We start from the raw sequence: 15318 nt of genomic DNA, 5'->3' as shown, positions 1-15318 counted from the left end.
GCTCCACGTGAAGAGAGCTGTGACAGGACGACGATACTGCTGTTCAGGTGTCGTGAGCTGAAGAGATCGTCTAATTGTCTAATGCGACTGCGCCCTGGTTAGGCTGCAAAAACCGAAAGGGAGGAAAAGATGCTGGACAAAGTATGTTATAGAAGTATCGGCAGAGGTGTGTCGATCGCGCTCTTGCTCGTCTGCTTGCAGGGAGGTTTGCTCTTCGGCCAGTGGCAAGCGGATTACCGGCTGACAATGGATAATGATTCATCATTCACGGCTGACCCCAATGCCCGTTGTATCGCTGCTTATGATGACGATGTGCACGTCGTGTGGTATGACAATCGGGATGGAAATTACGAGATTTACCATAAGTATTCTGAGGATGGCGGCGTAATGTGGAGCGCAGACATGAGATTGACGGATGATGCTGCAGGTTCATACTGGCCCGGGATCGCGGTTAGCGGTACAGATGTGCATGTCGTGTGGGAGGATGAGCGCGGCGGTGACGTCGATGTATACTATAAGGGTTCTACTGATGGTGGTAATACATGGAGTAACGATACGCTCGTTACTTCGGTTGCAGGACCCCAGGGTATGCCTTCGGTCGCGGTTGTTGGCGGATATGTCCATGTCGTGTGGGTAGATTTCAGCTTGATGGGTAATACCGAGGTCTATTACTGCCGGTCAACGGACAATGGAAATTCCTGGCAAGCACCGGTTCAAGTATCGAACGCGGCGGGCTTTTCTGAACACCCTTCAATAGCTGCGTACGAATCATACGTGCACGTGGCGTGGCATGACTCACGTCACGGATTCACGAATAACGAGATCTACTACAGGCGTTCAACCGATGACGGTATTACATGGGGTGTTGAAACGAGATTGACCGAGAACGATAATTTCTCGAATGCACCAGGTGTCGCCGTTGCCACAAATAATGTCCATGTTGCCTGGGAAGAGAACCGCGACGGGAATTTCGAAATGTACTACAAATCTTCGACCGATAACGGTCAGACCTGGGGCACAGACGCGAGACTCACCAATGACGGTGCCGATTCGTATTATCCATCGTTAGCGGCTTCTGGTCAAAATGTCCACCTGGTCTGGCAGGATATGCGTGATGCCAATGAAGAAATATACTACAAAGTATCAAACGATTGTGGTGCGAGCTGGGATCCGGATATCAGGCTTACGGACGATACGAGTATCTCTCAGAATGCATCAGTCTGTGTCTCGGGCGCAAAGGTGCACGTGGCCTGGGCCGACGAACGTCCCGGCAACTGGGAGATCTATTACAAACGTAACCCCACCGGTAATACTGGAATTGTTGAGTTGACTAATGGCACCGCACACTCTCTGCAATTAAATGCCGCACCTAATCCTTTCACTCACTTTGCCGATATCAGATATCAGATAACGGATAACATCAAGAATGCAGGACTGAAGATCTATGATGCAGCGGGAAAGCTCTTGAAATCATTTTCTTTGCCGTCATCGGTCATCGGTTGTCAGTCATCAGTGAAATGGGATGGTACTGATTATGCTAATCGCCAATTAGCTGGCGGCGTGTATTTCGTGAAGTTGGAGGCCGGTGATTTCAGTGCCACGGAAAAAGTACTGCTCATAAGATAAGTATTTATTACAATAAATAAGAAGTACTATCCAGTTTGGATGTGCAGGTGTTGGGGAGCGGTTTCACCGCTCCCCTTCTTCTTATATAAAGGATCTCCAGCCGGAATGATACTTGTTACTCTTCGAGCAAGGGAGGCGAAGGCGACCGCGTCGAGAAGTCAATAAGTGCTTGTTCTCGATTACACTCGAACAGTAAAGGATACTTGCAGGGCTTAAGCCCAGCCCTACACTATTGTGGATTGACAACGCACGAGAATTTCCTATTATTTATGCATCTTTATGAATGAAGTCTACCGCACGCCAGGGCTGGATATAGATAAGATCGTTGCCGACGCCGTGAATGCGGCCGAAGCATTTCGTCGTTACAACCAGGAACAGACCGACCGCATCGTCGAAGCAGTATTTAGGGCCGGCTTTAATAACCGTATCCGGTTAGCCAAACTCACATACGAGGAGACCAAACTGGGCAAGTGGGAAGATAAGGTTATCAAGAACGTCATTGCTACACATTATGTGTATCAAGATATCAAGGATATGAAGACGGTTGGCGTCATCAGTGAGGATAAGGAGCAGGGAGTTGTGGAAGTTGCCGAACCGGTGGGTCCGATCTTTGCCGTGACACCCATCACTAACCCGAGTTCAACTGTGATGTTCAAGATCTTGATCGCGATGAAATCGAGAAATCCGATCATTATCAGGCCCCATGGTGCAGCAAGGAAATGCTCGGTGGAGGCGTGCCGCCTTCTCTACGAGGCGGCGCTCGACGCCGGCGCTCCGGAAAACTGTGTGCAGTGGATAAAGACATCGACCCGTGAAGAAGTTTTGGAGTTGATGTCTCACCATCGCATAAATCTGATCCTGGCGACCGGTTCTGTGGAACTCGTAAGAGCCGCGCAGAAGTCCGGCAATCCCGCGATCGGTATCGGACCTGGAAATGTGCCTGTATATATTGGCAGGAGCGCGGATGTTCCTTTTGCTGTTGAGCAAATCGTCTTGTCGAAAACATTCGATCACGGTACAGTTTGCGCAAGTGAGCAGGCGGTCGTCGCAAACTGCGACAATGTCGATGAGGTAGTTCGTGAATTCAAGAAACGCAAGGCCTATTTTCTGTCGGAAGATGAGATCAGGCGGCTTGAGCCAGTGGCATTCAACAATGAAACAAAGGTCATGAAGGTAGAGGTCATCGGTCAATCTGCTGCGACGATCGCCGAAATGGCCGGGATCAAAGTACCGCGCGACACGAGCATTCTGATCGCGCCCCTTGAAGAAGTCGGCATCCAATCGCCGCTCTCACTTGAGATCCTTGCCCCAATACTTGCATTCTACGTAGCCGATACATTTGACCAGGCGATCGAACTCTGCCGGAGGATCAACCGCTATGGTGGCCTCGGGCACACGGCGAGTATATTCTCTAACGATGAAGAGAAGATAGAATATTTCTCTTCGGCCATAAATGCCGGGCGGATCCTGGTGAACACGCCGGCTTCGCAGGGAGCACTCGGCGGTACGTATAACAGGCTCAGACCTTCGCTGATGCTCGCTTGTGGAACAAGAGGTAAGAACATCACGACGGACAATATTTCGGTGAGGCACCTTCTCAACATACACCGTATTGCCAGGCGTAACGTGTGCCCGTACATAGAAGGTGATTTTGTGCACAATTTCCTCGACGAGAATCTCGATTGGGATGGCATTAAGGATAAGCTCGGCAACAACCAGGGTCCTTGCTGATCTGACCGCCCCCAATTAAGGCTTGAAATACCCATATTTCTGTATATACTCCACCCTTAATGTTATTTTCGGTGACCGTAAAATAGCGCAAGTTAATGAAAGCCTTTGTTGTCTAATATAACAATAAGACAGATAAACAAAGAACCCTTTTGTGGTGTCCTATCAAGGAGAGAATAATGGGCAGGGTATTTTATAGTTATGGGATAATGACAGTGATTTTGTCACTCGCACTAATGGTGAGTGGCTCTTTGGCGGTTGCACAGACTCTTCCTGGCGGCATGATCGCTGGCCAGGTGGTCGACGCACAACTCGGCTCGCCGCTCGAATATGCGAACGTTGTCTTGTATGGCAGCGACGGCAAGGAACAGATCACGGGCGCTACGACAAACAATGATGGGTTATTCCGTCTGACGGGCGTGAGACCCGGGACCTATAGATTAGAAGTTTCTTTCATGGGGTACTATCCGACGACCATCGATACCGTCAGGGTAGTGTCGTCGGATGAGGGCGTAGGATTGGGTATGATCGAGTTGGAGAGAGCCGTTCTGATGATGGAAGGCGTTGATGTGACGAGCGACAAACCGGCCGTCGAATTCAAGATCGACAAGAAGGTGATCAACGTGAGCAAGCACTACACGGCGACGTCGGGTACGGCAGTCGATGTTCTGGAAAATGTTCCGTCGGTGACGGTCGACGTTGAGGGTAATGTGACTCTCCGCGGCAGCACAAATTTCACCCTGTTGATTGATGGCAGGCCGACCGTGCTCGAACCCGATGATGCTCTGCAGCAAATACCGGCGAATGCGATCGAGAATATTGAGATAATAACAAACCCCTCGGCGAAGTATGACCCCAGCGGTATTGCCGGTATCATAAATATCGTAATGAAGAAACAAAAATCACAGGGGACAAATGGTATCGCGAATGCTAACATCGGACTTGACGATAAATATGGCGCGGACTTTCTGCTGAACCACCGGATGGAGAAATTCAACCTATATTTCGGTGCTAACTACAATGATGGAGCCTATCCGGGTTCGGTAACATTGGAAAACCGGACAACGGTCGGCGACACCACTTCGTATATCAATTCGAGCGGTGACATGCGCTGGCACAGGCAATTTTACGGACTGAGAGGTGGCATCGATATATATCTGAGCCCAGGTGATGTATTGAATTTAGCGGGGCGATACGGCGGAAGGGACAGCGAGAATACCGCTGAGCGGGATTATGATGAGTGGACCGTACCCGGGGACACGCATAATCTTTACACAAGCGAAGCAGGATCGAAGCGCGGCGGCAACTACTACTCTTTGAATACCGATTACACACACACCTTTGGTGTCAAGGAACACAGTCTCAATGGACATGTGATGCTCAGCAGGCGGAGCGGGGATGAAGAATCAAGTACCGAGCTCTTTGACGAGAATGGTATCATAACTTATGGTGTTATCACAAGAGAAAAAGGTCCTTCGAACCGGCTGCGGGCGAATCTTGATTATGCCTTTCCCTTCTTGCAGACGAATCTGTTGGAAGCAGGATATCAAGCTAGTATTGATGGTACGACTGACAGTACCGAAATGTTCGAGTACGATACTATCACCGGTGAATACGAATTCAGACCGCAGTTCAGCCACACAATAGAGTACGATGACAGGATTCATTCACTATATGGTCTGTATAGAGGCGAGTGGGGTGATTTCGGTTATCAGGCTGGTCTGCGCGGCGAATATACGTACCGGCTCATCGAGTTGCTTGGCGAAGACGAGAGCTTTACTATAGACCGGTGGGATTACTTCCCGACCGCTCATCTTTCTTATCAATTCCCGGGCGAGCATGAGGTGATGGCAAGCTACACGCGCAGAATCGACCGTCCACGGGGTTGGGACCTCGAGCCATTCGAAACGTGGATGGATGCTTATAATGTGCGTGTCGGTAATCCGGCGTTGAAGCCCGAATACATCAATTCATATGAACTTGGTTACCAGAAGCATTTCGGCCGCAATTTCCTTTCGCTGGAAGGCTATTATCGGGAGACCGAGAACAAGATCGAGCGCGTCCGGTCCGTTTATGACGAAAATGTAATACTACATTCGGTCGAGAACGTGGGGACAGATTATTCGTTCGGGGCCGAAGCAATGCTCGATTGGGATCTGTTCAAGTGGTTGAACCTCAGCCTTACTGGTGATATCTATGACTACCGCATAGAAGGAACGTTGTACGGTGAAGATTTCTCGCGAGGGAGTTTCAACTGGAACACCAGGATCAATACAATCTTCAGGATCACGGGCTCGACGCGGCTGCAGCTGAACACTATTTACTACAGTCCTTCGGTTTCTTCTCAAGGACGGCGTGAAGGATTTTTTGCCACGAATGCCGCGATCAGACAGGATCTCTGGAACAAAAAACTTTCCGCGACGCTGCAATTGCGGAATATTTTCAGCAGTGCCAGGCACAAATTCACGAGTGAAGGCAGCGATTTTTACTCCTACACCGAATTTTCCCGCAAATCGCCGATGGTGATGTTCACGCTTACTTTCAATTTCAACCGCTACCGTCCCGAGCGTGACCGTGGCGAAGAGCAGGAAGATTTTGAAGAAGAGGAAATCTTCTAGTCGGGGATTATTTGCAGTTCCAGTCAAGCCAGGCTTGTAGTTTAGCGATCTGCTCATCATACGCGGCGACTTCGTCCTTCTGTCGGTTCGCCGGGTCGTCCATGTAATCTTTGTAGCCATTTTTATTGCCGCCGCTCGTCTTCTGACTGCACGTATTCATGTGTGACTGCTCATGACCTCGCGCAGCTCTCCACAGAATATCCGGTCCATTTTTAAAATGCGTATTCTTGATATGATCTTCGAACATCTGAGTGGTGCTATTATCGTAGATTGCCCAGTCACCGTCATATGCGGATGATGTACCGCCCGGAGCCAGGTCACAGTTGGTCTGGTGGGTGCCCATCGGCGCGTTCTGCTGGCTGTTAGGGTTTGCCGAGGTCTGACCGTTCTTGTTGAGTATATTATTGAGCTCGTCGATCACGGCATCATTGAAGTCATCTCCATTTGCGTATTTCGATGGATCGACGTTCTCGTACGCTTTTTTCACGTTTTTCGCGAATTCGAGCGCCTGCTGAACCTGGGCGCACGGATCTGCCTCGCCGGCGTTTGAATTCCCGCCGCGCTGTTTCGGGGTCGAACCGGGCATTGATGTATTTCCGGTGTTGTCGATCGTCGGTTTGCCTTTGCCCGAAGCATTTGCGAACGACCACGGTTGGATAGCAGGCATGATCTGACCGAGGAGACTTTGGAGCAAAGTGCTTTTTCTTTCTTGGATGTCGATTCCCTTGGTGTTCTGCCCCCAAACAAAGGTGCCGGCCCGCCTGGAGAATTCGTACTGCCAGGTCTTACTCACGAGGTCAACGTGATAACGCGCCCACATATACTTGCCACTGCGGTCATTTTCTACGATGTCAAGAAGTGCGTATTTTAGGTGAGAAAGATTGATCAGATCGGAAGCGCTACCCTGGACCTTCAGATGCTGGTCGAGCTGGTCGATCTCTTCGGCACAGTCCACGCTTTTGTTGTACCGTTCTTCAACGTTGGCGTAACGGTTATTGAAGGATGGGTTTCCTTTGCCAGAAGGCATACCGACCAGAGTATAACCGGTGTTTTCCCAAACCGCTGTGAGTTCGGTCGTGATTTCAGGCGGGATGGTTACTCTATTTATGAAACGAACTTTCTTGAATGTGTAAGCCTTCACTTGTGGATCACCAGTTATAGCAAGCGGGTTGATATTGTCGGCGTATTCGATTTCTATACGCAGAGAATTACGATCGCATGTCGCCGTGATGCGGCCGAGTGCATCTTTTTCGATCAGGCAATCGCGGGGTACGTAGACCTGGATGTTGTTGTTGGTATAACCCTCAGGGAGGAAACGGACAAAATAGCCATCCGGATGGAATGACCAGCGTCCTCTTGGAATATATTGGTCGTCTTCGCTTGCCGGCGCGGCCCCGAAGCGCACGGCCACCTCTTCGAGTTCCTCGTAACTAGCTTCACCCTGCGTCATTTTTTGTCGCAGACGGGCTTCGGCTTCAAGCACGCTGCGAACTGCTGGCGGTACTCCCTCGAAGGCGTCATCCATCATATCTTCGGGCACGAGACCGAGCGCCCCGTTGTTGAGTTCAAAGATGTCTTTCGGGGAGAGAATTTTGGCCGCGGTTACCTGATAGTCACGCGGCATGTCACTGATCTTGGTCCGGGCAATGATCGCCCACAAGAGGACCTGTATTTCTCTTTGAGAAATATCAGGGTGCGTGTATGTAGCATGGAGGAGCTTGCGCACGGGATCGCTCTTCGGTCCCTTAAGGGGCGCGAGTAAATACCCATCGCCTTTGGTCGGAGCATATGTTCCGGCCTTGAGACAGTAACTCTTTGCTTTGAATGCATACAAACCAGGGTGTTCAAGGACAAACGCTCCTTGGGTGGTCCGCGGCAGTACAGTCATGGGTATGAACACAGGAGGGTCAAAATCATCGAGAAACGATATACCGGTCACCGCATCCTCTATGCTTGAAGTGATCGGCGGCTCGCCCTTGGTGATCTTGCTCAGGTCCGGGATCTTTTCCGTGACGCCTTCTGGGATTTTTGGCAGGCTCGGTAATTGAGCGAAGATCAAGCTTGTCATAACAAGCAGACTTGCAGCCAGACATGATATTCTAATGCACGACTTCAATGGTTTCATTGAATTACCCCCTTTTTTGAAAAGATCTTATTCCTCCCCGGTGATTGATGACTGAAATGATTCCTTTTTAGGGAACTTATTTAGTTTAGCTCCTTGTATGCATTTGTCAATGGTCGTTCTGTTGGGCTGAAATTACTCTCGACGGTGGAGCACACACGCCGAAATACGTCATGTGAATTGCAGATCTAGTGAAGGGGTTGACATTGGATTTTGTCAATCTATACTATCCTGTGATATCAGTAATTATCTTAATGCTTGTTGGCGGCGACTTCCCAATAGGCACCGCACCCAATTATACAGGATACCCATCGGTCTGCTATGCCAATGACCAGTTCTATGTATTCTGGATCGATCAGCGTCACCTGCCACTTTTGTCACTTTACGGAGCACGGGTCACTACCGATGGAGTTGTATTGGATCCATCCGGCCGCGCGCTTTACGTTGACAGCGCCGGTTACAGCTGCGATGCCGCATTTGACGGGACCAATCTTTTGGTGGTTACCCGTAATCACTGCTGAACTCTGGGGGAGATAGTAGGAGTGCGGGTCACTCCTGACCTGGATACGATAAATTCACTGGAAATCTGCCCTAAATTTTATATTCAGACATACCCCGCAGTTACTTTCGATGGCCAAAATTATTTTGTAGTATGGAGCGACAATAATTTTGGAGGCAGTTACTATTATATGGCTGCGGCGCGGGTAACGCCTGGAGGCGCTGTGCTTGACACGGGAGCCTGTATTTCCAGCGGTACCGGGTCGAGTGAATACAGGGCAAAGATCGCCTACGATGGAAACCGATGTCTCGTAGTATGGCCTAAGTCAAGCGGTCCGGTATATGGCCGGTTCATCAACAGCCAGTGTCAACCCGAAGGCAGTATCTTCACCATCGCTTCGGCTCCAGCCGGCGGATCGAACATTGCTTTTGGCGACACCAACTATCTGGTAGTTTGGTTTTCCGGTGTCTATCCAACGCTTGAGTTGCACGGTCAGCTTGTTTCGATGCAAGGTTCACTGGTGGGTGGTCCTATCAGCATAGTACTGGGGAGCGGTTGCCACCGGTGGGCAGATGTGACCTTTGACGGAACAAAGTATCTGGTTGTCTGGCAGACCGGCGAGAATAATGTTGGTCAGAAAATATACGGCCAGTTCATCGGAAGCGACGGTTCACTACTGGGAGACAATTTCATGATCTGCGATAACACATCGCAGGAGCGCTGGTGGCCTGCTGTCGCTGTTTCAGATAGCAACTATCTGATAACGTGGGGCCAGGGTTATAGCTCTGCGTGCGATATTTGGGGTAATGTTGATGTTTCGATTACCGGCATAAGCGAAGAGGCAGGGTACACAGCCCATGATACTGGGCTTAACTTAACCGTCCACCCGAACCCTTTCCACTACTCTACTGATATCCGATATCAGATAACGGATAACAGTAATAATGCAAGCCTGAAGGTCTATGATGCTGCGGGGCAGCTGGTGAAGTCATTTTATGTACCGTCATCTCTAATCGGTTATCAGTCATCGGTGACGTGGGATGGCACGGATCAGGCTGGTCGGCAAGTAAATGGTGGTGTTTATTTCGTAAGATTGGTGGCGGACGATTATAATGCTACCGAGAAAGTACTTCTAATCAGATAACTCAATAGTACACTAAGTAGGAAGTAATAGGTAAACCAAAGGGAATTTGGTTATAGCAGGATGGATAGCAAATCAGCGAGGCTGCTTCATCGCCTCGCAATGACGCGGCGGGGGTGTCCCCAGCGTTATTCGCGCCGCCAGGTGACGCGGAAATTCTGGGATGCGTCCTCAATCAGGGCATTGACAAGCTTTCCGTAAGCCCTTTCCGGATCTTCGGCATCGAAGATAAACACTCCACCTTCCCAGATATTGACATTGCCGATCTCCTCTGTTTTGGTAACCGAGGTGCTCCACAACGACGCTCCGGTTTTTGTTTCGACCATTCGGGCATCGAGGGTCGCGTCGACTTCAGCCGAGACCGACATGCCGGCCGTGAATATCAGCGCGATGGAAATATCCGGTCTCACGTCGGAAACAAGCAACTCACCCGTAAAAACGGTTGCAATCTCGTATTCCTCGCCGATCGCCTGAAAAGCCGCTTTGTTTAATCTGTCGTACCCGATCTCCTTCAGTACTTCAGCCTCGGTGCCGAGGTCAACGATCCTGATCATTTCTTGATCACGGCGGATAGCTTCGGTGAACTTCTTGGTGGTTAACGGTGCGAGTTCTCCTTTGCTGTCGGATTCGAATTGAATGATGCCTACGATTTCGTGCTGCGTAAGATCGATCTTCGGCGGCACCATGACTTTGCGTCCGCATGCAATGATCGACACTGCGAGTGCAATTGATGCGAGCGGGAATATAGTTCTTTTCATACACGCCTCCTTTTTTGATCCACGTCAGTATAGATCAGTGATACAAGAAAGTCAAGAAATAACATTGGGGTCGAATCTCTACTTTAAACTTCGAAAAGAACTACGCGCGTTCTCAGAATATCTTCGACCTATGATGCTCAAAGTAGAGATTTGACGTCAGGGCTGCATTAATTGACGTTTTTTCTTATATTTACCAGGCGCTCCCTGGCTTCTGCGCCGCTTATCATGCTGTAGAGTGTCTCGAGTTTCGAACACGGAAAGTCGTCACAATGAGCACAGTTTTCGACACCGCGCTCAAATCCGCAGGAGCGCACTTCACATTCATTACAGAATTTAAGCAGCCTCTCGCCAGAACTGAGACACCCGTCGCAGTTTATGTCCTTGGTTTCTAACGGATACCGGTCGGAGGACCATTTTTCCACTACCCTGTTGCGTTCTTCATCGCTGTTGTTCTGTGTCGCTATGAAAGCAGGGCAACCAGTACACACCAGACCACAATATGCAATCATTTCCTCCATTTAGCCTCCTTCTGCTATTGTTCTATTATACTGACCGAGCGGATTTGGTCAATGGCCTGATCAATCATTGCGTCGAGGTCGTTGGGATAGTTGTGTCCTATGTCCGGAATGACAATATACTGATGGGGCAGTCCTACATTTCTGAAAGTCTCGATCATCTTATCGTGTAGTGGACGCCGTTCATCCTGCTCGCCTGTGATCAAGACGCCTCGTATGCCGCGATCTTTTGCATTTTTGACATTTTCTTCACTGAAACTCTCTGGCAAGTCAGGACACAGAGCGATAAAACCCGCCACAGGGATTACATTCGACAATACGATCTCAAGAGCTGCCAGGCTGCCTGATGAGAAACCGCCAATAATTACATTGTTTCTGTCGACTGGATATTCACAAACTACTTTTTGATAGGCCTCGGCGATCTCGTTTCTTGTCTGTTCGATGTTTTCGTGCCACCAAAATCCGTTCATGGCTATGACCTGTGAAGATTGAGGGTATGCCGTGATGAATTCTTCCAACATCTTTTGTGATCTCCAGCGGTCTTTGAATATTTGGATATTCTCACTGCCGCCATGAAGCGCAATGAAGAGGGGGTAGGTTTTGTCTGGATTAAATGTATCAGGCGTTACGACAAGGAGGTCCGGTTTCGCTTTCATCTGCGCTTCCCTTTTGAAAACCTCACTTTGAATCCGGATGGTGTCATAGCCAGCCTGTTCCGTGAGCGGCTTCCAGAGTTCGGTCTCAAAGAAGTAAGGGGCAAACCACATGCCGCGATCCAATGCATACTGCAATGCTTCAATGCCTTTTTCATATTGCTCCATGCGGGCGTACATTAGGATGAGATTGTATGTGTTATTGAAGAGGTAATCGGGAAATTCCTCGCGCGCCCAGAGCAACAATTCGGCAGCCTCGTTGAACTTATCCTGGGAGTAGAGTTCGATAAGGTGCGCCCGCATGTCCTGGTATGTCTTGAATGTAGTATCGTAGTATTGGGCGCAGAATGCGAAGACCGCGAACCCGTAGATAAGAAGTAACATATGAGCGTTCATCATGTTATTACCCCCGCTCAAATTGTCGAGCAAGTTTAGCATGCGCTGTTATGCTGACAACTATTTCTAATGTTTCCGTGCCATGTTCATTCGACCTTTGTTACCTTGTTTTGAATATAAAGGAACCTGTCTCCTTGATTGAGCGCGTATACGAGCTGGGTATCATAATCCTTGCCGGCAGCATCCTGGACGAAATCACGGTAGCGGTATGTTGCCTGGCCCGAGTGCATTGGCATGAATACCCTGGGATTGAGCGTTTCGATGGCATAGTGTGCGCCAAGCTGCACCGACTCGGGCGTGCCGAGACTGCAGCCGAGGATCGGGCCAAAGGCAAGATCGATATCCTTTTCCATGCCGGCAATGGCGTCGATTTCCGCGGTGTAGTTGCCCGACATGTCCATGGCTCCGTTGGCATGATCGCCCTGGTGGAAGATCACCAGGCCATCTACTTCGATGAGAAAGCCGACCCCACCGTCGTTCGATCGTATGGTCGTGACCTTCATATCTTCGAGCGTCGTATCGGTGCGAGGAGCAGCATACAAATAATCGCTTTCGATATCACGAGGTCTGAATCCTAACACGTATTGGATGTTTCCAACATCATCCTGCCAGTCGAATATTGAGGGGTTATAATGATCGCCGTGGTCATGCGTGGCGAAAACCGTAACGTTCTCATCTTTGATATGGGATGGAATTATGTATCCACTGGATAAAGAAGCATCGCTCGGGACCGAACGTGCGGGAGCATTATAGTCGAAAACGAGTAGATGCCCTTGGGTCTTGATCGCCCACCCGCTGTGTCCCAGATGCCAGATCAGGGCTTCGCTCTTCTTGAGTTTCTTGCCGAGCAGCTTGCGGTATCCTTTCGGTGCTTTCACTTGTTCGGGCGCGTCACTATTTTCAATCAGCATATCGCGTATTCCATCAAATCCGTGATATGTGGCATAGTACAGGGGCGTTTTCCCTTCGTTGTCCTTTGCACCGATTTCAATATCGTTGTCGATCAGCAGCGCAGCGATATCTTTTTGTCCGGTTGCTGCAGCGATATGCATTTCGTTCGCTCCATAGTGGCCTTCTGTGACGTTGATCACCGCACCATGATCGAGCAGGTGTTTCACGATTTCGGAATTCCCGTTTCTTACGGCTAAATGGAGTGGTGTCAAACCTTCCCCGTCGACGACATTGACCAGCGCGCCATTCTGCACGAGAACCTGTATCGTGTTAATGCTGTCACTGCGTACGGCACAGTGCAATGGTGTCTGGAATTCAACACGACACGGGCATTCTTTCGTGTCCTTCGGTTCATGGGGATTGACCGTTGCGCCTTTTGAGATCAGGTATTTAGTGATCTCGGCGTTGCACAGGGCAGCCATGCAAAGCGGTGTCCATCCGAAATCGCTCACGGCGTTGATATCAGCACCGTTCGAAAGCAAGAGCTCTGCGGTTTCCACTGAGCCAGTCCAGGCGATATTGTGGAGCGGTGTTTCGGCTTGGCCGTTCCTGACATTGACCCGCGCGCCGTTGTCGATCAACATCCGTGTAATCTGAATAATGTTCTCGCCGTTCACAGCAAACAATGGGGTCGTTCCTGCATCGTTGAACAAATTCGGGTCAGCTCCTCGCTCCAGGAGATACCTGATCAGTTCAGACCGGCCGCGCCACACTGCGGCGAGCAGCGGCGTGGTGCCGTCGTTTGACGGGGCATCGATATCAGCCCCATTATCAAGAATGACCGTTGCGATCTCTGGGGTACCGGCAAAGAAAAGCGGGGTCATGCCTGCGGTATTACGGATTCTTACGTCAGCACCTTTTTCGAGCAGATATCTTACCATATCGATATGTCTTCTGCCCGCTGCGAAGGTGAGAGGTGTTGCGCCATTATCGTCCTGTTCGTTGACATCGGCACCGTTTGTCAATAATAGTTCGGCGATTTGTACATTCCCGCTGATCGCCGCAAGATGTATAGGCTGGCTGTTGTCCACATCACCGATGTGTATGTCGGCGTTTCGTTTAAGAAGTTCCTTGACGATCTCGTAATTCCCGATGATCGCGGCGAGGTTGAGCGGCGTCATTCCATCGGCGTCGCGCAGATCGATTTGTGTTGGATCTTCATCAAGTAGTGCTGTCACCGCCTCCAGATTATTATCGTTCACCACGTCATGTATACCTGCCGCGTGTAGTGGTGGTAGGGCGGTCACCGAAAACATTACGGCTAATAATAGTTTCTCAAAATATTTCACAGTCCTCTCCTTTGTTTCACATGACCTGGTCACTTTTTTCACGTGGCGCCATCATGCTTTCTTCTCCCGCTCGTAAGGGCCAGGTCGTGTCTTCCGACTTGGGGGTACTCTTGACCTGCAACGTAACATTCTCACCTCAAAGAACTACTATGCCCGTGGCGCTACACAACTCGCCGTAGCACGCTTGAACATACAGATGAGAATGCAGCAAAGCACTCATTGATTGCCTAACTACAGGTCGCAGATATCGAAAGAAAATAAACAACCTGGCCCATTTCATTTCTTCACCTTAGTACGGTCATTTTCTTGATCGCGCTTTGGTCGTCGGTTTCGAGCCGGCAGAAGTAGATGCCGCTCGCCACCCGGCGGCCCTGGTCATCAAGACCCGACCATACGATATTATAAACACCCGATTCCTGACGGTCGTTGACCAGCGTCTTTACTAACTGACCAGCAATATTGTAGACCTTCAAGCGCACATTGCCCGAGTGTATAAGCTGATAACTGATGACGGTCTGGTCGGTAAAGGGATTGGGGATGTTCTGCTGCAAGAGAATGCCGAAAACCGCCCCGACGCTCTTCGGCGTCTCGGCAATGCCGACCTCGCCGAAATCGCTCATCACCTTCTGTGCGGCCAGCCGTGCATCATCCTGGTCCATGAAATATATTGGGAAGCCGAAGAAGACAATTTTAAAGTCGTTACCGAGATAGCGTACCGCACACGGTGATCCTTGATGCGGACTCGTGTTGTTGCGCATGTCCATGGTGTAGATGGTCTCGCCACCGCTCGCCGGGGTCACGGCTTCGATGTAACGCAGCACGCCGTTCCAGGTGGCAAACGGTACCTTGGCGGGATCGACCTCTAAACTTGGATAAGCGAGCAGACCGTCGGCGGCCTGGAACGAGTCGGTCACCGCAGTTACTGCAATGTTGGCAATATGAAAATAATCGTACATGAAATCACCCGAACTGAAGCTGAACGGATAGGTGGTCTGCCCTTCGAGGTTGGCGGTCGGCCGCCA

The 15318-nt window shown here is 50.1% G+C and carries 11 protein-coding genes; 5 read left to right on the top strand and 6 right to left on the bottom strand.

Annotated elements, in window-relative coordinates; genetic code table 11:
• Positions 1–129: 129 nt before the first annotated feature.
• From OEV79_07885 to OEV79_07875, 3 genes are all read left to right on the top strand, one after another.
• Positions 130–1626 (top strand): T9SS type A sorting domain-containing protein, encoded by a 1497-nt coding sequence (locus OEV79_07885; GenBank protein MDH4211353.1) that lies wholly within the window; start codon positions 130–132, stop codon positions 1624–1626.
• 279 nt (positions 1627–1905) lie between these two features.
• On the top strand, positions 1906–3357 hold the full coding sequence (locus tag OEV79_07880; GenBank protein MDH4211352.1) for an aldehyde dehydrogenase family protein: 1452 nt from the start codon (positions 1906–1908) through the stop codon (positions 3355–3357).
• Positions 3358–3533: 176 nt separating this feature from the next.
• The gene (locus OEV79_07875; protein MDH4211351.1) at positions 3534–5972 is read left to right on the top strand and encodes a TonB-dependent receptor; all 2439 of its coding nucleotides are present in this window, start codon (positions 3534–3536) and stop codon (positions 5970–5972) included.
• Positions 5973–5979: 7 nt separating this feature from the next.
• On the opposite strand, the gene OEV79_07870 is transcribed toward OEV79_07875, so the two are convergent.
• Entirely contained in the window at positions 5980–8097 is a 2118-nt protein-coding gene (locus OEV79_07870; protein ID MDH4211350.1) for a hypothetical protein, read from the bottom strand.
• A 230-nt stretch (positions 8098–8327) separates the two neighbouring features.
• Between OEV79_07870 and OEV79_07865 the strand changes: the two genes are divergently transcribed.
• Entirely contained in the window at positions 8328–8615 is a 288-nt protein-coding gene (locus OEV79_07865) for a hypothetical protein (GenBank protein MDH4211349.1), read from the top strand.
• Positions 8616–8636: 21 nt separating this feature from the next.
• Positions 8637–9737 carry a T9SS type A sorting domain-containing protein gene (locus tag OEV79_07860; GenBank protein MDH4211348.1) on the top strand — a complete coding sequence of 367 codons (1101 nt, stop codon included), beginning with the start codon at positions 8637–8639 and terminating at the stop codon, positions 9735–9737.
• A 125-nt stretch (positions 9738–9862) separates the two neighbouring features.
• Here OEV79_07860 and OEV79_07855 read toward each other — a convergent pair whose 3' ends face one another.
• From OEV79_07855 to OEV79_07835, 5 genes are all read right to left on the bottom strand, one after another.
• A complete protein-coding gene (locus OEV79_07855) occupies positions 9863–10492 on the bottom strand; it encodes a hypothetical protein (protein MDH4211347.1) in 630 nt (209 codons plus the stop codon).
• Between the two features lie 167 nt (positions 10493–10659).
• A complete protein-coding gene (locus tag OEV79_07850) occupies positions 10660–11010 on the bottom strand; it encodes a DUF3795 domain-containing protein (protein ID MDH4211346.1) in 351 nt (116 codons plus the stop codon).
• Between the two features lie 14 nt (positions 11011–11024).
• Entirely contained in the window at positions 11025–12044 is a 1020-nt protein-coding gene (locus OEV79_07845; protein MDH4211345.1) for a hypothetical protein, read from the bottom strand.
• A gap of 98 nt (positions 12045–12142) precedes the next feature.
• The gene (locus tag OEV79_07840) at positions 12143–14296 is read right to left on the bottom strand and encodes an ankyrin repeat domain-containing protein (GenBank protein ID MDH4211344.1); all 2154 of its coding nucleotides are present in this window, start codon (positions 14294–14296) and stop codon (positions 12143–12145) included.
• A gap of 284 nt (positions 14297–14580) precedes the next feature.
• Positions 14581–15318, bottom strand: a 738-nt coding sequence (locus tag OEV79_07835; protein MDH4211343.1) for a T9SS type A sorting domain-containing protein, incomplete at its 5' end; no start/stop codon positions are given.

The sequence above is a fragment of the candidate division WOR-3 bacterium genome (assembly GCA_029858255.1).
In the GTDB taxonomy this organism is placed as follows: domain Bacteria; phylum Hydrothermota; class Tepidihabitantia; order SM23-42; family SM23-42; genus SM23-42.
This window is presented reverse-complemented; position numbering and strand designations above follow the sequence as displayed.

Coding starts and splice junctions, on each gene's coding strand:
- OEV79_07885 (MDH4211353.1), top strand. CDS start 130: ATGCTGGACAAAGTATGTTATAGAAGTATCGGCAGAGGTGTGTCGATC.
- OEV79_07880 (MDH4211352.1), top strand. CDS start 1,906: ATGAATGAAGTCTACCGCACGCCAGGGCTGGATATAGATAAGATCGTT.
- OEV79_07875 (MDH4211351.1), top strand. CDS start 3,534: ATGGGCAGGGTATTTTATAGTTATGGGATAATGACAGTGATTTTGTCA.
- OEV79_07870 (MDH4211350.1), bottom strand. CDS start 8,097: ATGAAACCATTGAAGTCGTGCATTAGAATATCATGTCTGGCTGCAAGT.
- OEV79_07855 (MDH4211347.1), bottom strand. CDS start 10,492: ATGAAAAGAACTATATTCCCGCTCGCATCAATTGCACTCGCAGTGTCG.
- OEV79_07850 (MDH4211346.1), bottom strand. CDS start 11,010: ATGGAGGAAATGATTGCATATTGTGGTCTGGTGTGTACTGGTTGCCCT.
- OEV79_07845 (MDH4211345.1), bottom strand. CDS start 12,044: ATGTTACTTCTTATCTACGGGTTCGCGGTCTTCGCATTCTGCGCCCAA.